Genomic DNA, 26,622 nt, shown 5'->3' with positions numbered 1-26,622 from the left:
GCTCAGGCCAACAAAACCGTAATGTAAAAAAATCAAGCGCGGTATAAAATATGATCCGTCCATATTCTTTCAATCTGGCGCAACGCTTTGCGTGTATTCTCAAGATCCGGCGCAGGATCAGATCGCATCATCATTTCAGCCTGTTTTTCTTCTGACTGGCTAATCCGATCAACAAGTGCCAACCCTTTATCAGATAGGCGGATCATCGCTGCGCGACCATCCCGCTCTGATTTCTCTTTAATCAGATAACCGGTCTCGACCAGTTTTTTAAGATTATACGAAGCGTTCGATCCTTGATAATACCCGCGGGACATTAACTCACTGACGTTGATTTCCTCGTCACCGATATTCGACAATAATAATGCCTGCACTGCATTAATATCGCTGATCTCCATCAAGCTTAGCTCTGTACGGAGCAAATCGAGAAAACGACGATGCAAACGTTCGATCAGCCTGGTCAATTCACGATAATCTTCAGTCACTAGATCCCCTCTTGGTGGCAATGACCACCTATACCAATTGGAATTTTTTGTATTCAAGCCCGTCAATTTGCCCAAACAAACTTAAGGAATTGTAAAAAACAGAAAAATAGTCTGTGGCCTTTTGAGCGCTGATCCTCTTGAAAACATACGGTTCTTTGACCAGTGGACCCTATTTCGCCATAAATTTTGTTTTTTTTATGGCGAATTTTATATTCTAAGTTACTGAATATACTAACATTATGAACATTTAGTAGCTTCAAGGCAGGCAACCCACCAGACGCTGTATGCCTATCGGCCTTAAGGCGTAAAAATAAAACAATGACTCAACTTAAAGATTTAAATAATTTTAAGAAAACTGTGACATTTTAGCCAAAAGTTCACAAGAAATTTACCAAATGGCATAATACTATTGCGTTCGACCCATCTAAATGGAGAAAGTGATTCTGTAAGAAAAGTGTGAGTCTATAAGCTTTTAACGTCTCAATTGTTTTCTTAACACGTATGATTCGTCCTGATTCGATTTGCGAGTTTTGGCGAAGAGTACATTTAGAACAGGTAAGTACGTAATGGCCGAAAGTAAAGAAGCTGAGCTTGACCAATTGATGGTCCTTTCGCGTGACGGTAGTATATCCGCACGGCAGCGCCTGTTTGACAATATGACAAATCTATTCCTTGCAGAAGAGGAACGGTTAAGCGAACAGGAACGCGCCCATATTTCCGACATTTTGAGCAAGCTTATTCAGGATATTGAGCTTAACGTCCGTCGGTCGTTGGCCGAAAAGCTTGCTGTCAGTGGTAAAGCCCCTGCCGAACTTATAAAATTATTAGCCAATGATGCAATAGAAGTCGCTCGCCCGATACTGCTTAAGAGCCGTGTTTTGCTGGAGCCCGACTTAATGGAACTGGTTGAATCACGAAGCAAAGAGCATCTGCTTGTTATTTCCAACCGCGAGGGCCTGTCTGAAGCGGTCAGTGACCAGTTAATCGAATTTGGCGATGAAGATGTTATCGAAAGCCTGATCCGCAATTCGGATGCGGAAGTTTCCAAAGAAGCTATGGCTTATCTGGTTGAGGAATCAAAACGGCTTGACCGTTTTCAGGAACCTTTGCTGGCGCGTCATGATTTGCCATCGGCTTTGGCACATCAAATGTTCTGGTGGGTGTCCGCCGCGCTTCGCCGCCATATCATCGAGAATTTTGAAATCGACCAGTTTGCTCTGGATCAGCATATTTCATCGGCTACCCGAGAATTTCAGGAAGAGCCATCTATTGCTGAATTTGGCGAAACTCACGCCGACAAACTGGTGGCCCAGCTTGCCTCTCGCAATGAATTATCAGAAATGTTCCTTGTTCAAAGCCTTCAAAGCAAACAGATCCGCCTGTTTATTGCCGGTCTATCGTTAAAATCCGGGTTGAGCACCCAGACATTGAGCCGCTTCCTTTTTGATAAGAATGCCGAAGGAATGGCCGTAACATGTAAAGCGCTCGATTTTGATAGAAATAGTTTTTCTGCTGTTTTTCTACTGACCCGTCGGGGCGGAATGGAAAATGGCAACCAAGTACCAACAAGCCCTGCTGAGGTTGAAACTGTCATGAATTTTTATGACAGGCTCAAAACCGAAAAAGCAGAGCAGGTTTTAGCGCACTGGAGGCTCGATACGGGGTATTCAGATGCTGTTGATCAAATTAATCACAAACTTGATACACAGCGCGTCTATTTGTAACCCGTCAGGGATATGTAAAAACAATGTGCGAAACGCATATTGGGGGAAAGAATGACAGAGACGTCAAAGGGGAGTGTTGTCTCGCTTCGTTCAAGAAATGAACGAAAGGACAATAAAGCGACATCCGGGCTACAGGATATTGTAAGCCGGGATTTCTTTGATAGCATTTTCGAACAAGCCCAACCCATGTATATGGCGAGGCCTGACGGTACAATTTTGTATGTGAACTCCGGTTATTCTTCCCTATTCAGCCCTGTCGCGACGGAGCGGGCAACTGACCGGATTTTTTCCGCCTTAAGCCCGGATCATCTGCAGATCATCCAACGTATTAACAAAACCCGCGAAGCCGAAACCAAACAGGTGTCTTTGGATACCCCTCAAGGAACAGAATACTTTTTATCGCGTCACTTTCCTGTTTTTGACAAACAGGATGCCTTCATCGCCATTTGCGGAACCTTTATCAATTCTACGCGTCAGGTAAATGCTGAAACCAAGCTAAGGCTTGAAAAACGACGGTTTCTTGATATCACGCGCGCTGCCTCTGACTGGATTTGGGAGACCGATGCAGAAGGACATTTAAAATATGTGTCTGACCGCGTGGTTCAGGCTGTGGGGCTGCCCCCTCTTCTTCTCAAAGGCAAACTTTTGTCCGAACTGGGAAGTTTTTCCTCCTCTGAAGGGATGCCCAGCAAAGCCGAAACCGCCATCAACAAACATATCCCTTTCCGCTCTGTCCCTATGCAAATCATTGGAACGGACGGCGAAAGAAAAGTGTTTAACATCAGTGGTGTCCCGGTCTTTAACGAAAAAGGACGCTTCACAGGATATCGCGGTACCAGTGACGATATTACAGCAAGGCTGGCCGCTGAAGACGAAGCAACGTCTTCCCGTGCCGATCTTGAAAAAGCCGTCACAGAAATTACGAGAAAAAATCTTCAGCTTGAAATGACCGCCAAAAAAGCGGTGGCCGCGGCGCGGGCCAAGGATGAGTTCCTTGCGACCATGAGCCATGAACTTCGCACGCCGCTCAATGCCATTATTGGTTTTGCCGAAGTAATGGGCATGGAAACCTTTGGCCCGATTAACAAAAAATATCAGGAATATGTCGGCGACATCCTGAATTCCGGCCGGCACCTTCTTAGCCTGATCGAAGATATACTGGATATTGCGCGCATCGAAAGCGACAAGATTTCCGTGGAGATAGTCAAAACCTCCTTAAAGACGTTGACAGAAGATGCTGTGATTCTCGTTCAAAAACACGCGTCCGACAAAAATATTGATATTTCTCAGACGCATATTGATCAAGACTTCGATTTGAAGGTCGATCCAACAAGATGCTTACAAATTATCGTCAATATTCTCGGAAATGCTGTAAAATTTACCCCTGAAAACGGGACCATCGGTATCGATACTGTCATTCAGGACGATGCCCTGCTGGTAACAATCTGGGATACCGGACCCGGTATTGATAAATCCGAACAAGAAAAAATATTTGAAGCCTTTCAGCAGGCCCATAACGGTATCTACAGCCGCGGCGAGGATGGCGTAGGCCTGGGATTAACACTTTCGTTAAAGCTTGCCCGCCTTATGGGGGGTAACATTTCAGTCGAAAGTGAGCCCGGTAACGGGAGCCGTTTTACAATAGCCCTACCCTTAATGTTATAATTGGCCCCTTAATCAACTATTTTTCCAGTTCTACCATAAATTTATTTTTTTTTAACGTTCAGCGAACAATATTGTTACCTAGTCTTATTTCTAAAGGTAGGTGCATGTGAGTTCTGATGGACAGCAAAATATTAATCAAATACTGAATTTGGTTGAGCTGGCCGAAGATAAGTCCCCAACACAACGTAAGTTTCTCTATGAAAAGATAGGAAACTTTCTATGTGAGGAAGAGGGATTTTCTCGCGCTGAAAAAGAATTGATGGCTGACATTATGTGTCGCATCACCTCTGATGTCGAACGTTCAGTTAGAGCCTCCTTCTCAAAAAATATTTGCAAAAACAATGACATACCGATTGATCTTGTGATCTTTCTTGCAAATGAAGAATATGACGTTGCCTTACCGATCCTACAGGATTGTGGTTTATTGGAAGAAGAAGACCTCTGCGAAGTTGTGCGTACGAGATCTGTTCAACACCAGCTAGCAGTCGCCGCCAGAAACAATATCGGGGAGGCGGTATCCCGCGCACTCTCTGACACAAACAATAATGACGTGTGCCTTTGCTTACTCGAAAATAAAACCGCAGCTATACCAGAAGACGTACTCGAGTTGTTTTGCATCCAATCACAAACAATTCTTGAATATCAAAAACCTCTGCTTCAACGACCGTTTTTACCTGAAAAAATTGCACAAAAAATGTATCAGTGGGTGTCGATTGCCTTGCGGGAATATATTGTCTCCAATTTCGACATCAGCCCGGATCTTTTGGTTGTTTCTGCGGATGATCAGGCACAGAGCGTCAAAGACATTACAAGCGATAGCGACCCCTCCTCTATGCTGGTCGACAAGCTTTTCAGCGCAGGTGAGCTTTCAAATGGATTTCTACTGAAATCACTAAGGCAGGGTGAAATCGATCTGTTTGAACTTTCCTTTGCCAAATTGCTTGATGTCCCAAGAAAAGACGTCCAAAAAATACTCTACGCCGATGACCCTCAACTTCTGGCAGTTGCCTGCCGGGTTCTAGGACTCGATCCTATTGTATTTTCCACCATTTTTGATCTGACGAATACAGCGCTTCACTCTGGCAATGAATTCTCCGCCGAACAGAAAGAGCAGGCTGTCGGATTTTACAGCCTCCTTAAGCTTGATGCCGCAAAACGGGCATTGAAAAACAAAGACTTTATCAACGGTCTCATAAAATATTCTCAAACGAGCTCGTAACACATTCGTGTCTGCCACTTGCAAAAGCAGAATTAAGATATACTCTGTTAGCATGTTGAATTGTACCGCCCTCGCGGCACAGATTAGTGGACGAATGCTGTGATTGATCCTTTTGGTAGAGCCGTAACCTATCTGCGTGTATCCGTGACGGATAGATGTGATTTCCGATGCAAATACTGCATGGCTGAAAACATGACTTTTTTGCCCAAAAAAGATGTCCTCAGCCTGGAAGAATTGGAGCTGGTAACCGCTTCCTTCATTCGAAAAGGCGTGCGAAAAGTTCGCCTGACAGGGGGGGAGCCACTGGTTCGAAAAGGCATCATGGAGCTGGTTCAGAATCTGGGTCGCTATCTGGATAGCGGGGAACTTGATGAACTGACCCTGACGACAAATGGCAGCCAGCTTTCCAAATATTCAAAAGACCTCTATGCCGCAGGGGTGCGCCGATTAAATGTATCACTGGACACACTGGATGCGGATCGGTTTCAGGATATTACCCGTTGGGGCAACCTGGACAAAGTGATGCAAGGCCTGGATGCCGCACAGGATGCGGGCTTGAAAATCAAGATCAATACTGTTGCTGTTCGCGGATTTAATGACCATGAAACGGACGACCTGATCCGATGGGCTGGTAGCCGGGATATGGATATCACCTTTATTGAAACCATGCCCATGGGGGCCATTGATGAGCTGCGCTCTGACCGGTTTTTACCATTATCAGAACTTAAAGAACGGATTTCACAAAACTGGACCCTGACAGAAAGCGATTATAAAACAGGTGGGCCATCGGACTACGTGTCGGTCGGCGAAACCGGGAACCGTATCGGTTTTATAACTCCCCTAACCCACAATTTCTGTGAAAGTTGCAATCGGGTGCGCCTGACCTGCACGGGAATGCTTTATATGTGCCTTGGGCAGGAGGACAGCGCGGATCTGAAACAGGTTATCCGGTCTGAAAATGGGTTATCCAAGTTGGATGCGGCGATTGATGAAGCCATTGGACGGAAACCCAAAGGCCATGACTTCGTAATTGACCGGACGTCTGATCATAAGCCTGCGGTTTCCCGCCACATGAGTGTCACCGGCGGATAACGCCGTTTGCCATCCAAAGAGATTTAAAAATAATATGACATCATGGAAAATACACTTCACGGCAAGCGATACTGAAAACGCGCAATCCGCCCACAAGCGGCTTATCCATCAATATGGTCAATATTCAATTTCTCAGGCGGATGTCATCGTCGCCTTAGGGGGTGACGGATTTATGCTGGAAAGCATGCATCGTTATATGGCGTCCGGTCTTCCCATATATGGAATGAACAAAGGGACCGTCGGCTTTTTGCTGAACGACTATCAAGAAGAAAACCTGTTTGAGCGCCTGCAGGCCGGTGTCATTACGAAACTCCATCCGTTAAAAATGGCCGCAACGGATATGCATGGACGAGTAACCGAAGCCCTGGCAATCAATGAAGTATCCTTGCTGCGTGAAAGCCGGCAGACAGCAAAGATCGAGATTTCAATTGATGGGAAAGTAAAAGTTGAAGAACTGACCTGTGACGGTGTCCTTGTGGCAACGCCAGCGGGCAGCACAGCCTATAATCTATCAGCACACGGTCCTATTTTACCGGTCAATGCGGGCGCCCTTGCCCTCACTCCCATTAGTGCCTTTCGACCAAGACGCTGGCGTGGAGCCATTCTTCCCCGCGAAGCCCAGATCAAATTCAGGATCATCGAATCTAAGAAAAGGCCGGTCAGCGCCGTGGCAGATGCCGTTGAAGTTCGGGATGTTGCGACGGTTACCGTCCAGGAAGAACCGAATATCTGCATCAAACTGCTGTTTGATGAAGAGCATAACCTTGAAATGCGTATTCTGGACGAGCAGTTCCAGTATTAAAAAAGGTTAGAACCCGATCGCTTTGCGAATTAGGTTGAGCCCCATCAACAGAAAAATGATCAACAGCACTTTCTGAAAGCGGCCGCCATCCATTTTACGGCGAATGAACTCCCCGATGGTAAAGCCCGCGATAACCGGTACGGTGAGCAATAAAGAGGATATGGCCACGGCTTCTGTCATGATCTCACTTTGCCAATAGCCAAAAAACAAAGGAATACTTCCAAAGAATATCAGAAAACCAGTCGCTCTGACGAAATCATCTTTTTCCACGCGGCGCGATAAAAAGTAAATAACCATGGGCGGAGACCAGATCCCCGTAAGCCCCCCCATAATGCCGGATATTCCGCCGGCGGCAATCTGGACAGGCCGATCATATTTATCGGAAAGATAAACAGGCTTCACAAAAAGGCTGGTGAGGGCAAAAAGAACAATTACACAGCCAAGGATTATCAGAAAACTCTCTGCAGGGATGGACGCACTCACATGCGCGAACACGTAAATCATGATGAGCATTATGACCAAAAATGGCCAGTATTGGCGGGCAGTTTTTACAATATTGCCCCCTCGGTAAACCTGCCAGGCATTTGAAATCATCATTGGAAAGATCACCAGAGCAACCGCCAATTGCGGCTCACTGACCACATCAAGCTGCGTAGTCAGAGAAATGGCAGCCGTAGGCAAGCCTATACCAACCAAGCCTTTAATTGTCCCTGCGAGCAGGAAAATACAACTAATAATCAACAAAGCATCTTGCATGGGGAAACCTGCCTGGGCAGAGAAGGAGTGGAAATAAAAAGTCGCGATTTCAAACTGTTCGGCAAGGGTGGGTACAAAAAATGCACTCCCTTCCCTTACGTCATAGCTGACCTGATGGAAAATATCCGTTAATGTCTCTTTATACCAGCCCAAAACAATAAGGTAAAAAAATGAGTGATTTTGTTAAGGTGTCCGTGAGTGACGGCATTCAAACCCTGAAAATCGACCGGACCGACAAGAAAAATGCACTAACCCAGGAAATGTACGCCGTTCTGGCAGACAGTCTTCTGGCGGCAGAGGATAACCCTGACATACGTGTTACCATCATTACCGGTACCGCAGACAGCTTCACAAGCGGAAATGACCTGATGGACTTTCTACAAAATGCCACGCAGGAAGAAGAAAAGCCGGTAGAGCGTTTCCTGAAAGCCCTCGTCAGCATCCGCAAACCATTGATCGGTGCCGTGAATGGCATCGCAGTTGGGGTTGGAACCACAATGCTGCTGCACTGTGATCTGGTATATGCGTCAGAAGACGCCGTTTTTTCTCTTCCATTTGTTAATCTGGCCCTTGTACCGGAAGCCGCATCCAGTCTTCTCTTGCCAAAAATTATGGGTCATCAGCGCGCCTCTGAACTGCTTCTGCTCGGGGACAAGTTTAATGCGGAAAAAGCGCATGCCTATGGCATCGTGAATGAGGTTGTTCCAGCAGGCCAATTAGAAACCGTCGCGCTGAATACAGCCAAGGCGCTCGCAGCAAAAGCACCGGAAGCCCTTCGCCTGTCAAAAGCCCTTCTGAAAAATGACAGCGAATCCGTTATGAAACACATGTATGCAGAGCTTGAGATATTCAGTACCCGCCTGACATCTGCAGAAGCCCGCGAAGCAATGCAAGCCTTCATGGAAAAAAGGGCCCCTGACTTCAAGAAATTCAACTAAGGCGGCACCTGTCTTTTGCAAGAAACCAAAGAGAGTGCGCTTTGTTCGACGGGACGATCGAAGCGCACTCTCTTGAAATTGAACGGCCGGTAGCGCGGCACACTGGCGTGATAGAACAACCAAAGGGATGTACGTTTTTTTTCTACGCGGGTTACGATCAGAAGTTGGTGTCGCCTCAACGATTTGACCTAACCCTCCGTCCTGGGGTGCCTGACAGTTTTTCATATTTTAAATTTTAAAAAGCCAGTTTTTGAAGCGTAGGGCCAGACACAGCAGTTGCTAACATCCGACGAACAGATCGAACGCGAGTTTCAGACATCTTTTGCTGCCTGTTTCAACGGGCACTTGAAAATACAAATGTTTTGTTGCGGCCAGTTTTCAAGTACCAGTATACTAAAAATAAAGACTAACCGGCACATCAGCGACAATAAGATCAGGACCGATATACAGTTGGCCCCGAACTTAGCGTGTTCATCGTAAAATGGATAAAATTTTATTTAAATATACTGTGAGTTTTACTCGATTACTTTCCAATTCGTAAATTAAATTTAATTTTTTGCAGATACTTTCATTTTCAACGACTCGACAACACAGTTCCCTGTGGCAGGAGAAAATAGATGAAAGTAATTGCAGTAGCCTCTCAAAAAGGCGGTTCAGGAAAGACCACCCTTGCTGGTCATTTAGCTGTCCAAGCAGAACTCTCTGGAATGGGACCGGTAGCGCTTGTCGATACAGACCCACAAGGAAGCCTTTCTGAATGGTGGAATGAACGCGAGGCAGAAACGCCTTTGTTCGCAAGAACCTCAATTGAAAACCTGAAGGACGATATTGCCCGGATGCAGCATATGGGGATCAAACTCCTGATTGTTGACACGCCACCGGCAATTACGGAAACCATTGCTACGGTGATTGGATTGGCAGACCTGCTTATCATTCCAACGCGTCCCAGCCCGCATGATCTGCGTGCCGTAGGGGCGACTGTGGAACTGGCTGAAGGGCTGGAAACACCACTGGTTTTTGTCGTAAACGGCGCAACACCCAGAGCCCGAATTACAAGCGAGGCCGCAATTGCTTTATCGCAACATGGTACTCTGGCACCCTCGATCCTGCACCAACGTGTGGATTTTGCCTCAAGCATGATTGATGGCCGGACTGTTATGGAATTGAACGAGCAGTCCAAATCCAGTGAAGAGCTTGCAAGACTGTGGAGCTACATTCAGGGCCGCATTGAAAAAAAGCCAGCCGGTTTGGCGCCGGAAATCAGCCGACAGCGTAACAAGCCGACCCTGCAAACCTCCCAGACAGCCTTTAACTAAGTGCCCAAAGGAAGAGAGTTCCCATGAAAGCCGCATTTTTATCAAGTTCATTAATTAGTTCCAAGGGATCAGCTGGGCCAGCGACACAATCCATGCTGCCAAAGGAATTACTGGCAACGTCCGAACGCGCCAAGAAAATCTATTCAGGCAGCCGTTCATCAAATCCGGACCCTCAACCATCGGCTTCAGTGTCTGATCCGGGACCGCAAGAAAGTAATAATGGCTTGCTGGTTTCAACGCCAAAATCCGCTAAAATCAAGGAAGAAACTGTCGTCCGTCAGGCACGTGCGTCTTCCAGTATGAGAAAAGACGCCTTGGGTCGTGTTAGAATGAGCATTCGGATGACACCGGAACAGCATCTCAATCTAAAACTTATTTCAGCACATTCCCGCCTTTCTTCACAGGCAATCATCGAGGATGCGTTGAAGGAGTATGTAGAAAAACACGGTACAGACCTCATTCCCGATGCCTGCGCTTGCATCAAGGATAAATTTTTCAGCTAACATTTGGATTAATTGCCATGCGAGATATTCTGGACAAAGAGGAAGGCGATAACGGCTCGAACGCGGCGTCGCTGACACGGATTAAGGTCAGAAAACCAAAGGCGGATCTGCTTGGGCAAGAGCCCTCACGGAAAATCGGGGATATCACGGATCGCTTGGCAGCACTGGCAACTGAGCTGGACAACTTTGATACGACGCCAATTGAGAAACGTGAAAAAACACTGCCGGAGCCGCCTCGTCCGACCAAAACAGGCTGGAGTAAGGGTGCGCCAGACCGCCGTAAGGCGTCCGCAGACAGAGCGGTCGCGGCTGCCAATGGTTGGGGCAAAAAGCCTGCCACTCACGGAGACATCTTAAGCTATTGGATGGAAATCCGGGAGGGCGGACGTCGTTACCCATCGCACCGGTCACTGGACCCGAATGTGATCGGCAAGAATTGGCCCAATTGTATTCTGGTGCATTGCAACCGGGATATTGGCCGCCTTCAGGTGAAATTTGATTTCACACACGCAATCCGGCAAGCCGCTTATGGTGAGTTATCCGAGGAAGAAATTCTGGGACGCATTGAGTTCACCCCCATGATCGTGGATTGGATCTTAAGTGTTGGACAGACTGTATCCAGTACCCGCAAGCCGGCCCATACAACTGAATTTTTTCCGACCTTGACCGGCGAATGCCCGTTAAGAGTGATCGCGCTGCCCCTCAGTGAGAGCGGCCGCGATATCGATCATGTGTTATGCTACATACAAAAGCTGCAATAACCCGGTTCAGCCAAACCATTAAAGGGCGGCGAGGACGGCGTCTTTCTGTTCGTCTTTAAATCCGACAACAAAGACGCCATTGCCCAGATCAAATAGAGGGCGTTTCATTATCGTGGGCTGTTCTTGCAACAATGAGACGGCCCCGTCCCCTTCCAACGTCTCTTTCTGCGCGTCTGTCAGCTTTCGATACGTTGTTCCGCGCTTGTTGATTAAAACATCCCGATCGATTTCCGCCAGCCATTTCAACAGATGCTCTTCGCTAACCGGTTCTTTGCGGTAATCATGAAAATGATGTTCCAGCCCTTGTTCATCGGCCCATTTCAGTGATTTCTTGATCGTATCGCAGTTGCGAATTCCATAAATTGTAATCAACGCTTTTCCTTTCTGACGTTTATGTCTGTGTACAACACTGTTTGGCATAACAGCAAGGCCCCTCACAAAACCAATGCTGTCACGTCCTTTAGGGGCAAGGGGGCTGAAAAATGACGTTCATCGATTTCGTAAAAACCTTATATCGCCGTTTTCTTGAACCACCGCTTTCGAATAAGGCCGAAAACAGCCAGCAGATACTTGCCGCGTCAATCGAAAACGCAGTGCTGATTATCATGACCGCATCGGAAAATGCGATCGAACTGGACGAAGAAACCATTGCGACCGTCATACAGGCCAAAAACGCGATAAAGGAAGGTCCACTGGAAAGCACGTTGGAGGGAAATTTTTGGATGGCTTACCAACGGATATCCAATACATTGAGCCCGATTTCCGTTGATAGCATCCGCGCAACCTACGAAGGCCTGATCGATCCAGCCCAGCATACAGGATGGTTCACCCGCCGACCAAGACGCCCTCTTTCGCGTCAATGTGCCAGTAATTACAAGCTGTTATCTGTTATAACCCTCACCCTCTTGATTGGTGTTCAGGTTTATTGGTATATCGGTTGGTCGATTGTCGATGATATCACGGCCCAAAGTCAGGCCATCGAAAAACTGAAGCGCGAGATATCACAGCTTAATCTTCAGGAAGCCAGCGAAGCGGTATCTCAAAGCAGTTTTAATTTTGAAAAGGTGCGGGAAGAAACCCTGAAGAAGGAAATCATTGAGCATTCACAATGGAAAGATGCTGCTTTCCATCATTTGGATAACTGGAACAGCACTTGGTCAAACGTCAATTTCCTGACCAGTCAACCCTGGCAGGAGGCCGGTTTTCAAGATCTATCTCTACAAGTACAGCGCCATATACAATTTGTTGCGGCCGGAAATTTTCTGGCCGCCCTGACCGGATATATCCTGCCTATTCTTTATGGGCTGATTGGCGCCTGTTTCTTTATCTTACGGCAGCTGCCAAAGGAAATTGCCAGACGCACCTTTTCCATGAACTCCTATATCAACTACAGTCTTCGAACGACTCAGGGCCCTTTGGCCGGAATCATGATCAGTTTTCTCTTTAACACAGAAAATGACGAGAAAAGTCCGCTCGCACTTGGTAATTCTGACTTACTGTCGTTGGAGCCCTCTTTTGCCTCGCTCAGTCCCCTGGCGCTCGCCTTTTTAGCGGGATATAGTGTTGAATTTGTTTTCAGATTCATCGACCGAACCCTCGACCCACAAGAAGCCCAGTCTGCGCTAAATGCCTCAGCCTTACAAAATGCAAGCGCCAAAAAAAAACGCAAAAAAGGCGATAAAACAGTGATTAACAGAGCAAGCCCGCCGGAATGAACAACAGGTTATTAGAATATAATAGATTATTTTTATTAAAATTTAATAATATATTAATATTCAACCTAGATGATTGTCTTGTCCAAGGTTGATCGGAGCTGCCGTAACCTCTTTCCAAGCCCCCCCTTTTAAGGGTAACGGCAGCTTCGATTACATTCCCCCTGTCAAAGAATATATTTTTCCTCATTCACCCGAGTTTAACGAAAAAGTAAGGGAAATTGTTCAATCTTCCTTTTTGAGAAATTTCCTGTTCTAATTGCTATCAACTGAAGAGTTATTATCTTGCATCGCATAGAAGTCACAAAAGGCCAGCGTATCCTTTCAGTAGGCGAAGAAGGACAGTGTGCCTATATCGTCGAACAGGGCAGTGTTAGAATTGAAGATGCCGTTTCTGTGTTAAAGGAATATACGGTCGGCCCGGGCGAAATGTTCGGGGAATATGGCGTTATTCCTGATTCCCCCCATTATTGTGTTGCGACAGCGGAAGAAGACAGCTTGCTTCTGGTTGTACCGCTGGAGGAAATAGAAGAAAAAGCAAAACTTTCTGATCCGATGGTAAGCCTTTTTCTGAATTTCTTTATGGATCGGTGCCACAGCCTGACAGAGCGCCATTATCACGAGGGCAGCACTGAAAAGATAACCTCTCCGAACAGACGCTCCGTTCGAGACAAGGTCAATAAGAACCGTGACGAATTGGTGGAAATCTTCAAGACAAAAGAGGAATTGGAACGCGCTGTTGACCAAAATGAATTTGTTTTGCATTTCCAGCCGATCATTTCTCTAAGAGGCGGATTTACAGCCGGTTTTGAAGCCCTTGTAAGATGGGATCACCCGGACAGAGGACTACTGTCCCCATTTCACTTTATCGATATCGCAGAGCAAACCAACGCGATTGTCCCGCTGGGGGAATGGGTATTTGAAGAGGCCTGCCGCCATGTGGCCCCTTTCAACAAGATTGCCGCTGAAGGGGGAAGCCCTGAAATATTTGTCAGCATCAATATTTCAGCAAAACAATTTGCTGTTCCCGACATCGTTGATCGTTTCAAAAAGATGATCGCTAATACCAACGTCAACACGTCTCACGTTCAACTGGAAATCACTGAAAGCGTGCTGATGGAAGACACGACCCACGCAAAGGGTATTCTTCATCAAATCAAGGATTTGGGGTTTCAGCTTGTCCTGGATGATTTTGGCACGGGTTACTCAAGCCTGAATTACCTGCATCAATTTCCGATCGACAAACTGAAGATTGACCGCTCTTTTACCCACACGATGCTCAATGACGAAGACAGTTGCGAGATCGTTCGGGCCATTGCTGGCCTCGCCCACAACCTGAATATTGAAGTTGTCGCTGAAGGTATTGAAGAGCGTGAACAATTATCCCTATATCGAGATCTGGACTGCCATTATGGGCAAGGCTTCCTTATTTCCAAGCCCTTACCTGTCGAAAAAGTATATGAAATACTCGGCACCAGAATGGCCATCTAGCCCCACTTCACCAAACACCAGGGGTCAGCTCCTAAAAAACCCCGAGACGGCCGGGCCGGCCGGCGACTAAACCGGCTCTACGTCCCCTTGCTCCTGCATGGCATGGAAAGTAAGCGCATAACTGGCAAGCTCCCCGGCCTCAATTGCAATGCGCATTTCCTCCATAATATCCTGATAATAATGAAGATTGTGCCACGTAAGCAAAACAGAGCCGAGTATCTCTTTTGCTTTGAACAGATGATGCAAATACGCCCGCGAATAGTTCCGACAGGCCGGGCAACCACACATTTCATCCAGTGGTCTGGGGTCTTCCTGATGTCGGGCATTTCTCATATTCACGGTGCCAAAGCGCGTGAAGGCTTGCGCATTTCGGCCAGATCGCGTTGGCAGGACGCAATCAAACATATCGATGCCACGCATGACACCGCCCACCAGATCGTCCGGTTTTCCCACACCCATTAAATAACGGGGTTTATCCTGCGGCATATTCGGTGTTGTAAATTCGAGAGTACTGAACATCGCTTCCTGTCCCTCGCCCACCGCAAGACCACCAACGGCGTATCCTTCAAAACCGATATCCGTAAGGGCCTCAATGGATTCGTGACGTAAATCCTCATATACAGAGCCTTGGACAATACCGAACAAACCATAACCCGGACGGTTTTCAAACGCCTCTCTGGAGCGTTTCGCCCATCGCATAGATCGGCGCATACTCTCCGCGGCAACCTTATGGTCGGCCGGAAAAGGTGTGCATTCATCAAACGCCATCGTAATTGTGGCGTTTAGATCATTTTGAATTTCCATCGACCGCTCTGGCGTCAGCTCGAACCTTTTTCCGTCGATGTGAGATTTAAAAGTGACGCCGTTCTCATCCAATTTACGTAATTCATTCAACGACATTACCTGAAAACCACCGGAATCGGTCAGAATAGGGCGATCCCAATTCATGAATTTCTGCAGTCCGCCCAATTTTTTGACCCGTTCAGACCCGGGGCGTAACATCAAATGGTAGGTGTTACCAAGAAGGATATCGGCGCCGGTTTCCCGGACAGCCTCAGGGGTCATCCCTTTAACCGTCGCAACAGTGCCGACGGGCATAAAGGCAGGGGTTCTAATGTCGCCATGCGCAGTCGAGAGAGTGCCGCGCCGGGCAGCACCGTCCCGCGCATGAATATCAAATGAGAATTTTTTTTGTGTCATGATCTTGGATATAGCAGGGAAGTATCCCCATAGGAATAAAATCTGTATTTATGTTCGATTGCGTGAGCATACGCGTTCTGCATGGTTTCAAACCCGCAAAACGCAGAAACCAGCATGAACAATGTGGATTTCGGGAGGTGGAAATTAGTCATCAGGATATCCACCGCCTTGAACTTGTAGCCGGGCGTAATAAAAATGTCTGTCTCGCCTTTGAACGGATGAACATGACCTGTTTCATCAGCGGCGCTTTCCAGCAAACGAAGGGATGTTGTCCCAACACAGACAATACGGCCTCCCTCCTGCCGGCATTTATTTAATCGATCAGCGACCTGTTCCGTCAAAATACCATATTCAGCATGCATTTTATGATCGTCTGTATCATCCACCTTCACCGGTAGAAACGTGCCCGCACCAACATGCAAGGTCGTTGCAACACAGTCGACCCCTTTGTCCTTGATCCGCTGCAATAACTCTGGTGTAAAATGCAGGCCGGCAGTGGGCGCTGCCACCGCGCCTTCGTCTTTCGCAAAGATTGTTTGATAGTCTTGTTTGTCCTGCTCGTCCACGGCACGGATAGAGCCGATATAAGGCGGCAACGGGATTTCACCGAAAACCATCAGCTTTTCCATCAGCAAAGGTCCCGCTGCCGAAAATGCCAGAACCACTTCCCCGCCCTCCAGTTTTTGAGAAACCAGAGCCGTAAAGTCGTCTGAAAAACGAATGATGTCACCTGGCTTTAGCTTCTTTGCAGGCTTTGCAAAGGCATGCCAGGTATCCGAGGAAACGTTCTTGTGCAGCGTGACTTCAATTTTTGCTGTGCGGCGCGTTCCCCTCAAGCGGGCTGGAATGACCTTGGTATCATTGAACACGACCACGTCTGACGGTTTCAGAAAATCAGGAAGTTCGCCTACCAGATGATCCGATATTTCGTCACCAACGACAAGCAGCCGTGCGGCTTCGCGCGGCGTTACCGGACGATCAGCAATCAATTCCTCAGGAAGCGTAAAATCAAAGTCATCAACACGCATAACAATCCCTGCCCTTAAAACAGAAACGAACGGCTTCTCCGAAGAAAAGCCGTTCGCAGTAAACCCGCATAAGCCGAGGCTATTCAGTAACGTCTGCCGCTACCTTCATGCTTACGATTTTATCAGGATCCTGAACCGAACCGTTCATCATGCCATCGCCTTTTTTGATCGCATGAACATGTTCCATTCCTTCAACCACCTGACCCCAGATGCTGTACTGGCTATCCAGGTGTGGGGCTGGGCCAAACATGATGAAGAATTGGCTATCTGCACTGTTCGGGTCCGCAGCACGGGCCATTGAACAGGTTCCTTCCACATGCGCTTCACCAGAAAATTCAGCGTCCAGATTTTGACCGGATCCGCCAGTACCATTTCCTAAAGGGTCACCTGTTTGAGCCATAAAACCATCAATCACACGGTGAAAAACGATCCCGTCATAGAAACCTTCACGCGCCAGTGTTTTGATGCGAGACACGTGATTTGGCGCCAGATCCGGACGCAGTTCAATAACAACACGGCCATCTTTAAGTTCCAGATAGAGTGTGTTTTCAAGATCTGCTGACATAATATGCTCCTTTACACCTGCAGGGCAGGTTCCTTTTTAATTCGATTTATCCGCCAGGATCTTATCGACCCTGGTTACAATTTTTTCGGCCGTAGATTTCGACACAAATTTCGTAATATCCCCCCCCAGAAAGGCAATTTCCTTCACCAGACTGGACGCGATAAACTGATGTTGATCCGAGGCCATCAGGAAAACCGTTTCGATTTCGGAATTCAAACGACGGTTCATGCCCACCATCTGAAACTCATACTCGAAATCCGATACAGCACGCAGGCCCCGGATAATGATGCTTGCATTACAATCTTCTGCGAAATGCATCAACAGATTATTGAATGGTTTGACCTCAAAGTTCGTACCGGGAATTTCCCGTGTCATTTTTTCAACCATTGAAACCCTCTCTTCCACTGAAAAGAGAGGATTTTTCCCCGGGTTCATGGCAACACCAATCACCAGTGTATCAACAAGTTTGGAGGCACGTTTAATAATGTCATAGTGACCAAGTGTGATCGGATCAAATGTGCCGGGGTACAAACCAGTACGCTCAGTTGTCATCGGAGTTTCCTTCCAGATTTGCTATTTCTTGCGTTAGCTTTCTCTATTAGGCTCGTGATCGTCAGGAGCCCTCTTCCTCATTATTGTCTGATGGATCGGGTTCGCTGACGCCTTCACCGGTGTTTTCGATGACAGAACCTTCCACAAGGTTCTCATCCTCATCACCATCCTCGTCAGATTTTCCGTCTTCAAGCGCGGTTACAGATACAACCTGTTCCCCTTTTGCAGTCTTGAACAGGGTGACACCCTGCGTGTTCCGGCCAGCAATCCGAATATCCGAAATTGGTGTTCGGATCAACTTTCCGCCATTGGTAACCAGCATAATCTGATGTTCTGGGGTAATCGGCATCGTTGCAACAACCGGACCATTCCGATCCGATGTTTCGATGTTGATAATTCCCTGACCACCCCGGTTAGTAACCCGGTACTCATAGGCATTTGTCCGCTTACCAAATCCATTTTCTGTAATGGAAAGAAGGACTTCTTCTTTTTCATACAGTTCCCAGTAGCGGGCTTCATCCAGCCCGTTCAGGTCAGTCGGTGTGCCATCTTCATTAGCTGAACGACGGGCTTTCAGATAAATATCGCGTTGTTCTGTATCCAGATCCACATGACCCAGAATAGACACGCCAATAACGCTGTCACCTTCAGCAAGTCGCATCCCGCGGACACCACTTGAATCCCGTCCTTTAAACAGCCGAACATCAGTCGCCTGGAAGCGGATACATTTACCGCCCTTGGCCACCAGAAGAATATCAGAAGCTGAGGTACAGATCTGGACACCGATCAATTGATCATCAGAGTCCAGCTTCATGGCAATCTTGCCGTTAGATTTAACGTTTGAGAAGTCACTTAACCGGTTACGACGGACATTACCCTTCGACGTGGCGAACATGACTTCCAGCTCGTTCCAGCTTTCCTCTTCCTCTGGCAGTGGCATCAGGGTCGAGATAACCTCCCCTTCTTCCAGTGGCAGAAGATTGATTATCGCTTTTCCAAGGCTTTGCGGCGTTCCAAGTGGCAGGCGATATACCTTCATTTTGTAAACCCGACCAAAGGACGAGAAGAACAAGACGGGTGTATGCGTATTCACCACAAAGACCTGAGTGACAAAATCCTCATCCCGGGTTTGCATACCCGCACGGCCCTTACCGCCCCGGCGCTGTGCCCGGTAGGTCGAAAGAGGAACCCGCTTGATATAGCCTTTATGACTGACGGTCAGGACCATATCTTCACGCTGGATCAGATCTTCGATATCATGCTCGAATTCGTTATCTTCGATCCGCGTTCGCCGTGGGGTCGCATATTTCTCTTTCATTTCCAGGAGTTCGTCCTGAATGATGCTGATCAATCGCGGACGGCTGGACAGGATATCAAGATAATCAACAATCTTGTCACCCAGCCCTTTTAATTCGTCGCCGATTTCATTCTGGCCAAGAGCCGTCAGACGCTGCAATCTAAGATCCAGAATTGCCCGTGCCTGAAATTCCGACAACTGATAAGTGCCGTCTTCATTGATCGGATATTCCGGATCATCCACAAGACGGATCAAGGCCTCAACAGAATTGGCTGGCCAACGCCGGCCCATCAACTCTGTCCGGGCAGTTACAGGATCCGGCGCCCCTCTGATTAACTTGATGATCTCATCAATATTTGCAACAGCAATGGCCAGACCAATCAAGACATGGGCCCGCTCTCTTGCCTTGCGCAAAAGATATTTCGTCCGGCGTGTGATCACTTCTTCACGGAAATCAAGGAACGCTACAAGCAGCTGCTTGAGGTTCATCAATTCTGGTTTTCCGCGATCAAGCGCCAGCATGTTCATACCGAAAGATGTCTGCAACGACGTAAAACGATAAAGTTGGTTCAGGACCACTTCTGGCATCACATCGCGTTTGATCTCGACGACAACGCGAACGCCGTGACGGTCAGACTCGTCGCGAAGGTCGCCAATACCTTCAACCTTCTTGGAGCGAACCAGATCAGCGATCTGTTCGACCAACCGTGACTTATTAACCTGATACGGTATTTCGCTGACGATCAAAGCCTGACGGTCTTTGCGAATTTCTTCGATATCCACCTTGGCGCGCATGATGACCGAACCACGTCCGGTGGTTAGTCCGCTTATGGAACCGGACCGACCCAGAATAACGCCGCCTGTTGGAAAATCAGGAGCGGGCACATATTCCAGCAATTCTTCTTCAGTGGTCTCCGGTTTGTTCAGCAGCGCAATCGACCCGTCGATCACTTCACCCAGATTATGAGGGGGGATATTTGTCGCCATACCGACCGCAATACCACCCGCACCGTTCACAAGCAGGTTTGGATAGCGCGCAGGAATAACAGACGGCTCCCGCTCGCTGTCGTCATAGTTATTGACGAAGTCCACGGTTTCCTTGTCGATATCATCGATCAGGCTTTCTGCAGCCTTTTCAAGGCGGGCTTCCGTATAACGCATTGCCGCCGCTTTATCACCATCCATCGAGCCAAAGTTACCTTGACCCTGAATGAGAGGCAGCCGCATGGAAAAGCTCTGAGCGAGGCGCACCATGGCGTCATAAATCGCACTATCACCATGCGGGTGATAACGACCCATGACATCACCGACCACACGTGCAGATTTTCTGAACTGCTTGTCGGAGGTGTAGCCATTTTCGTACATGGCATAAATAATGCGTCGATGCACTGGCTTCAGCCCGTCACGGGCATCTGGAAGCGCACGAGAGACGATCACACTCATTGCATAGTCCAGATAGGACTTACGCATTTCTTCTTCGATAGTGACCGGTACGATATCTTTATCGGATGGAGGCAGGGTAACGTCGTTCAAGGTAACATCCAGCTGTTGGACTGCTTCGGAATTCCCCCCGGAAACAGCAAATCACTTACTTTGTTTCACTTGGCTTCTCATGAGTCCAAGCACCCTTCCGTTCTACAAGAAACTGATGCTATGTGCAACCTATTGCATCTGCGAAACAAACGGTAATTTTACAGGCCGTCACCAAACACTCAAAACGGTGAACTTCGGGTGACGTAAAGACTCGTATTTTCTCTTTTTATCCATTTATTTCTATCGTTTACCGAGTATTATACTTTATATCAGATTAAGTTAATTTAATATCTTTAGAATCGAACGAACAGGAAACAGGCATGGGCAAAAAATTAGGCATTCTTGTTATTCACGGCATTGGTTCACAGGATGATGAGCATTTTGCGGATGGCATGATACAAGAAATCAAAGACCACTTGAAAGGCTTGGGCAAGAACACGGATCAGATCGCGTTTCAACCCATCTATTGGGCAGATATTCTAATTGATCGTCAACGAGACTACCTCCAACGGGCTCGCCAGCAGGAGAATCTAAACTTGATGGCGATCCGACATTTCGTTGTTTCTGTTTTGGGAGACGCGGTTGCCTACCAACGGAGAGGCAAAAAAGAAACGTCCACCTATACGGCCATCCACTCAACTGTTCGGGCAGCTGTTCGGACCTTGTTAACAGATAAACTGGGGTCGGAAGAAGCCCCACTGATCGTGATGGCGCACTCGCTGGGCGGGCATATAATGTCGAATTACATTTGGGATATGCAGGAATTGATCAGGAATAATGAACCCCTTCCCGTTGATACTGATTTCGAGCAGTTTAAAACGCTGGCGGGAATTATAACCTTTGGATGCAACATCCCTCTCTTCACATTTACCCACCAGAACCCTCAGCCTATTGATTTTCCACCGGATACGTTATCAAACGATTTAAAGTCAATTGCAAAATGGATGAATTACTATGATCCGGAGGATGTTCTCGCTTATCCCCTTAAAGCCATCAGCCCGGCCTATAATCTGGACGTCATAGAAGAGCACGAAATTGAAGTAGGCGGCTTCTTCACGTCGTGGAACCCACTGAGCCATACAAAATACTGGACCGATAACAGCTTCACGAAACCAGCAGCCCGCTACATCGCCAGGTTTTTATAAGAAAACCGGCCAACTACTGACGCCAGAAACGAGGCGTCAGGAAAATCAGGAGGGTAAAAACTTCAAGACGGCCCAGAACCATTTCCACGGCCAAAATCCACTTCACTGCAGGATCCAGCGCAGAAAAGTTCCCGGCAGGACCAATCTGAGTACCAATCCCTGGCCCGACATTGGCAAGAGCCGATGCCGACGCGCTGACTGCAGTATCAAAATCCAAGCCGAACGGCATCAGCATGAAGGCAAAAACAACGAACGATGCGACAAAGACAAAAACGAAACTGGCGACACCGACAAACACGTCATCCGTGATTTTTTTTCCGTCATATTTTTCTGTGAAAATACCGTTAGGGTAAATCTGTTTGCGAATGATCTGACGCACCATTTTTGCACTGACGATAAACCGCATAATTTTAATGCCGCCTGATGTTGATCCCGTGCATCCGCCCATGAAAATCAGAAAAAAGAAAACCATCAGTGAGAAACTGCCCCACCCTGAATAGTCAGAAATGGCATATCCAGTTGTGGTTACAATAGAAATGACATTAAACCCTGCATGAAGCAAGGCATCCCCCACTGGCTCATCTTTCGCAACGACCAACCAGGTGGTCAAGACAGCAATCACAACGACCAGGCCGATGGTATAAATCCGCACCTGCTCGCTACCAAACTGGCGTTTTCTCACAGCCCGGATATACCAGAGGAACGGAATACTGCCTAAATACATAAAAACAATGCAGGTAACATAAATCACTGGATTATCAAAATAACCCATCGAGGCGTCATGGGTGGAAAATCCCCCCGTGCTAACCGTTGTCAGCGCATGGGCGATTGCATCAAATCCCGTCATGCCGCCAGCCAGATAGGCCAGAACACATAAAACCGTTAGGCCCAGATAAAAATAAAGGGTGGTGGAGGCCAACTTTGCCGCTGAGGGAAGTTCCTTTTCAGATGATTCAGAGCTTTCAGTCCTAAAAAGCTGCATCCCGCCGATCCCCAGAAACGGCAGCATCGCAATTGCCGTAACAACGATACCAATTCCGCCCAGCCATTGCAGGAAAGCACGCCACATCAAAATACTATGGGGCATCTCATCCAGCCCGACAAGGACCGTCGCCCCCGTGGTAGTGATGCCAGACGCCGCTTCAAACACTGAATCTTCCAGCGCCATGCCATACATCCAAAAAGGCAACGCTGCTGCCGCCACCAAGGTCACCCAGATTGACGCTGTCAGGACAAAGGTTTGTTTATGGGTAAATGTGATCGCTGATCCACGGGAGGCCAGCATCAACCCGACACCCAAGAATATGATGAAAGCAAATGCCTTCACAAAGGGCAAATCAGCGCCAGTATTCAACAGCTCGATAACAAGCAGAGGCAGGGAAATAATGGCAAGAACAGCGCCGTTCACAAAAAGTATCGGTCTCATTCAAGATATAGTTGAAACCCGCCATCTCAAAATCCAGATGGGCATACAGGTTTCAGCGCATTCCCCTTTTGACAAACTCAGTCGGATTTATGCGCTTTGACGTGCTTAAGGTCAACGGCTTTCTATGCTTGCCCGGAAAGCATTACAGGGCGGCACTGTCCAATGACAGATGGGCCGCAGATCTTTCCTCGGCGCGGGAGGATGGTTTTACAACGCGGTTTGCAACCATCCGGCCATATAACTGACGGATGATATTGCTGGCGGTTTTTTCAAACAGAAACGGAAAAAGAGAATGCATGAACGCACAGAGAGTTGCAAGCAGCAACCAGCCACCAAATCCGGCAGACATCTGCATATGCTCCAAATATGTCTCGTTCACTGATTTTGGATGATCCAAAAATAAGGCTTTGACTGACATGACCACTCCACTCAATTCATTCTGTTCTCAACTCAATGACTGTAGATTAGATCTAATTTCAGAGAATTTTGTTCCAAAATTCGCGTTATATGCTAAAATATCGACACTTTTATTTCGAATTTGAAAAATTTATGAGATATTTGTTTCATGGATGACATAGACAGAAAGATTTTGTTCCACCTTCAACAAGACGCCCGGATTTCCGCCGCAGACCTTTCTGAAAGCGTCGGCTGCTCCCGCACTGCCTGCTGGAGGCGGATCAAATCGTTAGAGGAAACAGGGTTTATAAAACGCCATGTTGTGCTTGTAGATCGAGAAAAAATCGGGGTTCCGGTAACGGTTTTTGTCAATATCAAAACCAGCGAGCATGACCCTGAATGGCTTGAAAAATTTGCGTCCATCGTTGATCGTTTTCCGGAAATAACCGAATTCTACCGCATGAGCGGAGACGTTGATTATCTTCTGAAAGTCGTGGTTCCCGATATCGCTGCCTATGATACGTTTTACAGACGCCTTATTCAGTCCGTCACCTTATCCGACGTCAGTTCCAATTTCGCAATGGAAGAGATAAAATTTACGACTGCCCTTCCGGTATAGGGAGCATCACCTTTTTCTCAAACGCATTGGGAAAGAACAGCTGTTCACCCTGCAATCGATAGCGACCGATCAACCCTTGTCCTTTTTCACTCACCAGCCAGTCTTGAAGCTTAATTGCCAGATCTATTTTTGTGTGCGGGTGCCGATCCGGGTTTACAGGAATAAAAGCATATTGATTAAACAGGATGGTATCGCCAAAGAATAAAATTTTCAGTGTCCGTTTGTTTTTGAAATTTAGCCAGCTTGCCCGGTCTGCAAGGATGTATCCGTCCATTGCACTTGCCGTATTCAAACTCGCCCCCATCCCGGAACCGGTGGCCCGGTACCAGTCTCCTTCAAGTTTCTCGGATGTAATTCCCGCCATTCGCCAGATGGACAACTCTTTGCGGTTAGTACCACTGTCGTCACCACGACTGATAAACACAGCTTCATTTCGAGCAATTTTCTGAAAAGCGGCCGTTATTGACTTTGACAACGGGATATCCAGCCTATCGGTTTCCGGTCCGATTAGCACAAAATCATTATACATGATCTCTGTCCGATGGGTGCCGTATCCTGCTCTGATAAATTTCTCTTCTGCCGCTTTGGAATGCACCAGTATCGCATCCACATCCCCGGCTCTGCCAAGTTTAAGGGCCTGTCCGGTCCCAACCACAAGCATATGAACATCCAGGTTCAGATCTTTTTTAATTTCAGGAATGAGGACTTCAGACAACCCTGAGTTATGAAATGAGGTTGTTACCGCCAATTTCAGGTCATCTGCGAAAGCCAGAGTCGAAAACACCCCTGTCGAAAAAATCAGAACAAAAACCAGTAACTTCGACAAAAACGATATCATACCAATATTCCCCCTTTCAAGAATACTGACGCTTCCTTCGTATCTGGGCCTCCGAAGAATGCGGCAGCTTCAGATTTTTCTTTCAGCTTTCCATGATGCAAAAATAAAACCTCTGTCGCCAGTCTTTTCGCCTGCCCCACGTCATGGGTCGCCATTACTATTTTGGTGCCCTCTTCCATCGCTCCCTGCACAAGTCCCTCAATCGCCAATGTGGATGCGCCATCCAGATTGGCAGTGGGTTCATCCAAAAACAACAGGCTCGGACGGGTAATCAAGGCGCGCGCCGCGGCAAGCTTTTGCTTTTCTCCTCCTGAAAGAACATCGGCTTTCTGATGCATAACAGATAACAAGCCTACTTTTTCCAACCAGGTTTCAGCTTTTCTTAAAGCGCTCCGTCGCGGAACATCCCTGATTTTCAAAGGATATAAAATATTTTCCAAAACTGACCGGCGCATGATTGTCGGACTTTGAAAAACGAAGGATTGCTGTTTCTGCGCAGATACAGAACTATCCTGCCAGTCGATCACCCCACTTCTGGGGCGCTCCAATCCATGCAGCAGTCTTAGCAAGGTTGTCTTACCGGAACCATTGGGACCCATTAAAATGGTACATCCCTCCCCCTCAATGACCAGATCAATCGGGCCGATCAGGATCTCCTTTTTACGGCCCACCGTCACAGCCCGCATTGCGACAGGAAACAAACTGGTCATTACCACGTTCCTTCTCTTTCCGTGCGGGACAAAACATGAATGCTGATATTCACAAGGACCGCAAGCAGAATCAAAATAATCCCAAGCCCCAATGCTAATGGGAAATCTCCCTTGCCAACTTCCAGCGCAATGGCCGTTGTCAGAACACGAGTGAGATGATCAATGTTCCCGCCGACAATCATGATTGCACCAATTTCACCAATAGCCCGCCCAAAGCCTGTTAATGTCGCTGTCAGCAAAGCCCGTCGGCCATCCCATAGAAGAGCGGTCATGCGCTGCAGTTTGGAGGTGTGCAGCGAGATCAGTAGATCATGATATTGAAACCACAACTCACGCAGTGACTGATGGGTCAAGGATGCGATAATGGGCGTAACAATAATAACTTGCGCAATAATCATCGCGGTCGGTGAAAAGAGAAGGTTCAAGACACCCAACGGACCGGAGCGAGAAAGAAGCAGATAAACTACCAGTCCGACAACCACTGGGGGCAACCCCATAAGCGCGTTGAGCAAGGCGATCGCCAATCGCCGGTATCGGAAGCGGGACACCGCAAGCCAGGCACCAAACGGAAGACCCAGCGCCGCAGACAGAATGACCGCAGAAAAGGACACTTGTAATGACCGCAAAGAAATTTCGACAAGGTTGGAATCGAATGACCAAAGAAGCCTGAAAGCCTCAAATACGCCCGCCATTAGATCGTTCATGTCTGTTCGTCTACTCCCTCGTTCATTCTTTGCCTAATGCAGTTTGAGCCAAGAAGCAATCCCACGAACGACACGAAAGTGACGGTTAGAGAAGATTTATCGGCGCAATCAAATCATTTTGCTCCTGTTCTCAGTGCTAGTTATAGTG

26 protein-coding genes are annotated in these 26,622 nt (G+C 47.6%); 13 read left to right on the top strand and 13 right to left on the bottom strand.

From position 1 onward, the window contains the following. Window positions 1-32: 32 nt before the first annotated feature. Entirely contained in the window at window positions 33-482 is a 450-nt protein-coding gene (locus tag OIR97_RS08365) for a MarR family winged helix-turn-helix transcriptional regulator (RefSeq protein WP_219821696.1), read from the bottom strand. Between the two features lie 566 nt (window positions 483-1,048). Here OIR97_RS08365 and OIR97_RS08360 point away from each other — a divergent pair. From OIR97_RS08360 to OIR97_RS08340, 5 genes are all read left to right on the top strand, one after another. After that, complete coding sequence (locus OIR97_RS08360; RefSeq protein WP_169545205.1) at window positions 1,049-2,206, top strand: DUF2336 domain-containing protein; 1,158 nt, start codon at window positions 1,049-1,051, stop codon at window positions 2,204-2,206. 51 nt (window positions 2,207-2,257) lie between these two features. Continuing rightward, window positions 2,258-3,871, top strand: a complete 1,614-nt coding sequence (locus OIR97_RS08355; RefSeq protein ID WP_169545203.1) for a PAS domain-containing sensor histidine kinase — start codon at window positions 2,258-2,260, stop codon at window positions 3,869-3,871. 106 nt (window positions 3,872-3,977) lie between these two features. Beyond that, window positions 3,978-5,090 carry a DUF2336 domain-containing protein gene (locus OIR97_RS08350; protein ID WP_169545201.1) on the top strand — a complete coding sequence of 371 codons (1,113 nt, stop codon included), beginning with the start codon at window positions 3,978-3,980 and terminating at the stop codon, window positions 5,088-5,090. A gap of 99 nt (window positions 5,091-5,189) precedes the next feature. Beyond that, window positions 5,190-6,182, top strand: coding sequence for a GTP 3',8-cyclase MoaA (moaA, locus tag OIR97_RS08345; protein WP_169545199.1), 993 nt, complete (start codon window positions 5,190-5,192; stop codon window positions 6,180-6,182). A 34-nt stretch (window positions 6,183-6,216) separates the two neighbouring features. Beyond that, window positions 6,217-6,984, top strand: coding sequence for an NAD kinase (locus tag OIR97_RS08340; RefSeq protein WP_169545197.1), 768 nt, complete (start codon window positions 6,217-6,219; stop codon window positions 6,982-6,984). A gap of 6 nt (window positions 6,985-6,990) precedes the next feature. On the opposite strand, the gene OIR97_RS08335 is transcribed toward OIR97_RS08340, so the two are convergent. Next, window positions 6,991-7,740: a sulfite exporter TauE/SafE family protein gene (locus OIR97_RS08335; RefSeq protein ID WP_169545196.1), complete on the bottom strand. Its 750-nt coding sequence runs from the start codon at window positions 7,738-7,740 to the stop codon at window positions 6,991-6,993. 170 nt (window positions 7,741-7,910) lie between these two features. On the opposite strand from OIR97_RS08335, the gene OIR97_RS08330 reads away from it, so the two are divergent. From OIR97_RS08330 to OIR97_RS08315, 4 genes are all read left to right on the top strand, one after another. Beyond that, a complete protein-coding gene (locus tag OIR97_RS08330) occupies window positions 7,911-8,678 on the top strand; it encodes an enoyl-CoA hydratase (RefSeq protein WP_169545194.1) in 768 nt (255 codons plus the stop codon). Window positions 8,679-9,295: 617 nt separating this feature from the next. Further along, entirely contained in the window at window positions 9,296-9,994 is a 699-nt protein-coding gene (locus tag OIR97_RS08325) for a ParA family protein (protein WP_169545192.1), read from the top strand. Between the two features lie 23 nt (window positions 9,995-10,017). Next, window positions 10,018-10,497: a ribbon-helix-helix domain-containing protein gene (locus OIR97_RS08320; RefSeq protein WP_169545190.1), complete on the top strand. Its 480-nt coding sequence runs from the start codon at window positions 10,018-10,020 to the stop codon at window positions 10,495-10,497. Between the two features lie 17 nt (window positions 10,498-10,514). Further along, on the top strand, window positions 10,515-11,258 hold the full coding sequence (locus OIR97_RS08315) for a hypothetical protein (RefSeq protein ID WP_169545188.1): 744 nt from the start codon (window positions 10,515-10,517) through the stop codon (window positions 11,256-11,258). An 18-nt stretch (window positions 11,259-11,276) separates the two neighbouring features. On the opposite strand, the gene OIR97_RS08310 is transcribed toward OIR97_RS08315, so the two are convergent. Further along, window positions 11,277-11,678 carry a Spx/MgsR family RNA polymerase-binding regulatory protein gene (locus tag OIR97_RS08310; RefSeq protein ID WP_219821695.1) on the bottom strand — a complete coding sequence of 134 codons (402 nt, stop codon included), beginning with the start codon at window positions 11,676-11,678 and terminating at the stop codon, window positions 11,277-11,279. Between the two features lie 62 nt (window positions 11,679-11,740). On the opposite strand from OIR97_RS08310, the gene OIR97_RS08305 reads away from it, so the two are divergent. Further along, on the top strand, window positions 11,741-12,973 hold the full coding sequence (locus tag OIR97_RS08305; RefSeq protein WP_169545186.1) for a hypothetical protein: 1,233 nt from the start codon (window positions 11,741-11,743) through the stop codon (window positions 12,971-12,973). Between the two features lie 282 nt (window positions 12,974-13,255). Then, a complete protein-coding gene (locus tag OIR97_RS08300; RefSeq protein WP_169545184.1) occupies window positions 13,256-14,461 on the top strand; it encodes an EAL domain-containing protein in 1,206 nt (401 codons plus the stop codon). 66 nt (window positions 14,462-14,527) lie between these two features. Here OIR97_RS08300 and tgt read toward each other — a convergent pair whose 3' ends face one another. From tgt to gyrA, 5 genes are all read right to left on the bottom strand, one after another. Beyond that, window positions 14,528-15,661, bottom strand: coding sequence for a tRNA guanosine(34) transglycosylase Tgt (gene tgt, locus OIR97_RS08295; protein ID WP_169545182.1), 1,134 nt, complete (start codon window positions 15,659-15,661; stop codon window positions 14,528-14,530). Further along, window positions 15,658-16,689, bottom strand: a complete 1,032-nt coding sequence (gene queA / locus OIR97_RS08290) for a tRNA preQ1(34) S-adenosylmethionine ribosyltransferase-isomerase QueA (protein ID WP_169545180.1) — start codon at window positions 16,687-16,689, stop codon at window positions 15,658-15,660. Before queA ends, tgt begins: the two co-directional genes overlap by 4 nt. A gap of 79 nt (window positions 16,690-16,768) precedes the next feature. Next, window positions 16,769-17,254 carry a peptidylprolyl isomerase gene (locus tag OIR97_RS08285; RefSeq protein ID WP_169545178.1) on the bottom strand — a complete coding sequence of 162 codons (486 nt, stop codon included), beginning with the start codon at window positions 17,252-17,254 and terminating at the stop codon, window positions 16,769-16,771. Between the two features lie 36 nt (window positions 17,255-17,290). Then, entirely contained in the window at window positions 17,291-17,806 is a 516-nt protein-coding gene (gene coaD, locus OIR97_RS08280) for a pantetheine-phosphate adenylyltransferase (protein ID WP_169545176.1), read from the bottom strand. Between the two features lie 61 nt (window positions 17,807-17,867). Next, the gene (gene gyrA / locus OIR97_RS08275; protein ID WP_169545839.1) at window positions 17,868-20,573 is read right to left on the bottom strand and encodes a DNA gyrase subunit A; all 2,706 of its coding nucleotides are present in this window, start codon (window positions 20,571-20,573) and stop codon (window positions 17,868-17,870) included. A 383-nt stretch (window positions 20,574-20,956) separates the two neighbouring features. Here gyrA and OIR97_RS08270 point away from each other — a divergent pair, with 383 nt between their 5' ends. Next, entirely contained in the window at window positions 20,957-21,781 is an 825-nt protein-coding gene (locus OIR97_RS08270; RefSeq protein ID WP_169545175.1) for a hypothetical protein, read from the top strand. A 13-nt stretch (window positions 21,782-21,794) separates the two neighbouring features. On the opposite strand, the gene OIR97_RS08265 is transcribed toward OIR97_RS08270, so the two are convergent. Next, the gene (locus tag OIR97_RS08265) at window positions 21,795-23,207 is read right to left on the bottom strand and encodes a TrkH family potassium uptake protein (protein WP_169545173.1); all 1,413 of its coding nucleotides are present in this window, start codon (window positions 23,205-23,207) and stop codon (window positions 21,795-21,797) included. 142 nt (window positions 23,208-23,349) lie between these two features. Further along, complete coding sequence (locus tag OIR97_RS08260) at window positions 23,350-23,631, bottom strand: DUF6356 family protein (RefSeq protein WP_407696670.1); 282 nt, start codon at window positions 23,629-23,631, stop codon at window positions 23,350-23,352. A gap of 141 nt (window positions 23,632-23,772) precedes the next feature. Between OIR97_RS08260 and OIR97_RS08255 the strand changes: the two genes are divergently transcribed. Then, window positions 23,773-24,222: an Lrp/AsnC family transcriptional regulator gene (locus OIR97_RS08255; RefSeq protein WP_169545169.1), complete on the top strand. Its 450-nt coding sequence runs from the start codon at window positions 23,773-23,775 to the stop codon at window positions 24,220-24,222. On the opposite strand, the gene OIR97_RS08250 is transcribed toward OIR97_RS08255, so the two are convergent. From OIR97_RS08250 to OIR97_RS08240, 3 genes are read right to left on the bottom strand one after another with little or no spacing between them, the layout of a single operon-like run. Next, window positions 24,200-25,060, bottom strand: a complete 861-nt coding sequence (locus OIR97_RS08250; RefSeq protein ID WP_169545167.1) for a substrate-binding domain-containing protein — start codon at window positions 25,058-25,060, stop codon at window positions 24,200-24,202. The two genes, OIR97_RS08255 and OIR97_RS08250, sit on opposite strands and share 23 nt — an antisense overlap. Next, the gene (locus OIR97_RS08245; protein ID WP_169545165.1) at window positions 25,057-25,770 is read right to left on the bottom strand and encodes an ATP-binding cassette domain-containing protein; all 714 of its coding nucleotides are present in this window, start codon (window positions 25,768-25,770) and stop codon (window positions 25,057-25,059) included. The genes OIR97_RS08250 and OIR97_RS08245 overlap by 4 nt, the downstream gene beginning before the upstream one ends. Further along, entirely contained in the window at window positions 25,770-26,474 is a 705-nt protein-coding gene (locus OIR97_RS08240; RefSeq protein WP_169545163.1) for an ABC transporter permease, read from the bottom strand. The genes OIR97_RS08245 and OIR97_RS08240 overlap by 1 nt, the downstream gene beginning before the upstream one ends. Window positions 26,475-26,622 lie beyond the last annotated feature (148 nt).

It is taken from the genome of Sneathiella aquimaris (assembly GCF_026409565.1).
In the GTDB taxonomy this organism is placed as follows: domain Bacteria; phylum Pseudomonadota; class Alphaproteobacteria; order Sneathiellales; family Sneathiellaceae; genus Sneathiella; species Sneathiella aquimaris.
Note: the sequence above shows the minus strand (reverse complement) of the source record. Positions and strands in the feature narration are given on the sequence as shown.

What these genes read in the sequence shown, in the direction of transcription:
- OIR97_RS08285 (WP_169545178.1), bottom strand. Translation starts at nt 17,254, where the DNA reads ATGTCAGCAGATCTTGAAAACACACTCTATCTGGAACTTAAAGATGGC.
- OIR97_RS08250 (WP_169545167.1), bottom strand. Translation starts at nt 25,060, where the DNA reads ATGATATCGTTTTTGTCGAAGTTACTGGTTTTTGTTCTGATTTTTTCG.
- gyrA (WP_169545839.1), bottom strand. Translation starts at nt 20,573, where the DNA reads ATGCGTAAGTCCTATCTGGACTATGCAATGAGTGTGATCGTCTCTCGT.
- OIR97_RS08255 (WP_169545169.1), top strand. Translation starts at nt 23,773, where the DNA reads ATGGATGACATAGACAGAAAGATTTTGTTCCACCTTCAACAAGACGCC.
- OIR97_RS08310 (WP_219821695.1), bottom strand. Translation starts at nt 11,678, where the DNA reads ATGCCAAACAGTGTTGTACACAGACATAAACGTCAGAAAGGAAAAGCG.
- OIR97_RS08245 (WP_169545165.1), bottom strand. Translation starts at nt 25,770, where the DNA reads ATGACCAGTTTGTTTCCTGTCGCAATGCGGGCTGTGACGGTGGGCCGT.
- OIR97_RS08325 (WP_169545192.1), top strand. Translation starts at nt 9,296, where the DNA reads ATGAAAGTAATTGCAGTAGCCTCTCAAAAAGGCGGTTCAGGAAAGACC.
- OIR97_RS08270 (WP_169545175.1), top strand. Translation starts at nt 20,957, where the DNA reads ATGGGCAAAAAATTAGGCATTCTTGTTATTCACGGCATTGGTTCACAG.
- OIR97_RS08315 (WP_169545188.1), top strand. Translation starts at nt 10,515, where the DNA reads ATGCGAGATATTCTGGACAAAGAGGAAGGCGATAACGGCTCGAACGCG.
- queA (WP_169545180.1), bottom strand. Translation starts at nt 16,689, where the DNA reads ATGCGTGTTGATGACTTTGATTTTACGCTTCCTGAGGAATTGATTGCT.
- OIR97_RS08240 (WP_169545163.1), bottom strand. Translation starts at nt 26,474, where the DNA reads ATGAACGATCTAATGGCGGGCGTATTTGAGGCTTTCAGGCTTCTTTGG.
- OIR97_RS08305 (WP_169545186.1), top strand. Translation starts at nt 11,741, where the DNA reads ATGACGTTCATCGATTTCGTAAAAACCTTATATCGCCGTTTTCTTGAA.
- OIR97_RS08335 (WP_169545196.1), bottom strand. Translation starts at nt 7,740, where the DNA reads ATGCAAGATGCTTTGTTGATTATTAGTTGTATTTTCCTGCTCGCAGGG.
- coaD (WP_169545176.1), bottom strand. Translation starts at nt 17,806, where the DNA reads ATGACAACTGAGCGTACTGGTTTGTACCCCGGCACATTTGATCCGATC.
- OIR97_RS08330 (WP_169545194.1), top strand. Translation starts at nt 7,911, where the DNA reads ATGAGTGATTTTGTTAAGGTGTCCGTGAGTGACGGCATTCAAACCCTG.
- OIR97_RS08360 (WP_169545205.1), top strand. Translation starts at nt 1,049, where the DNA reads ATGGCCGAAAGTAAAGAAGCTGAGCTTGACCAATTGATGGTCCTTTCG.
- OIR97_RS08320 (WP_169545190.1), top strand. Translation starts at nt 10,018, where the DNA reads ATGAAAGCCGCATTTTTATCAAGTTCATTAATTAGTTCCAAGGGATCA.
- OIR97_RS08265 (WP_169545173.1), bottom strand. Translation starts at nt 23,207, where the DNA reads ATGAGACCGATACTTTTTGTGAACGGCGCTGTTCTTGCCATTATTTCC.
- tgt (WP_169545182.1), bottom strand. Translation starts at nt 15,661, where the DNA reads ATGACACAAAAAAAATTCTCATTTGATATTCATGCGCGGGACGGTGCT.
- OIR97_RS08340 (WP_169545197.1), top strand. Translation starts at nt 6,217, where the DNA reads ATGACATCATGGAAAATACACTTCACGGCAAGCGATACTGAAAACGCG.
- OIR97_RS08355 (WP_169545203.1), top strand. Translation starts at nt 2,258, where the DNA reads ATGACAGAGACGTCAAAGGGGAGTGTTGTCTCGCTTCGTTCAAGAAAT.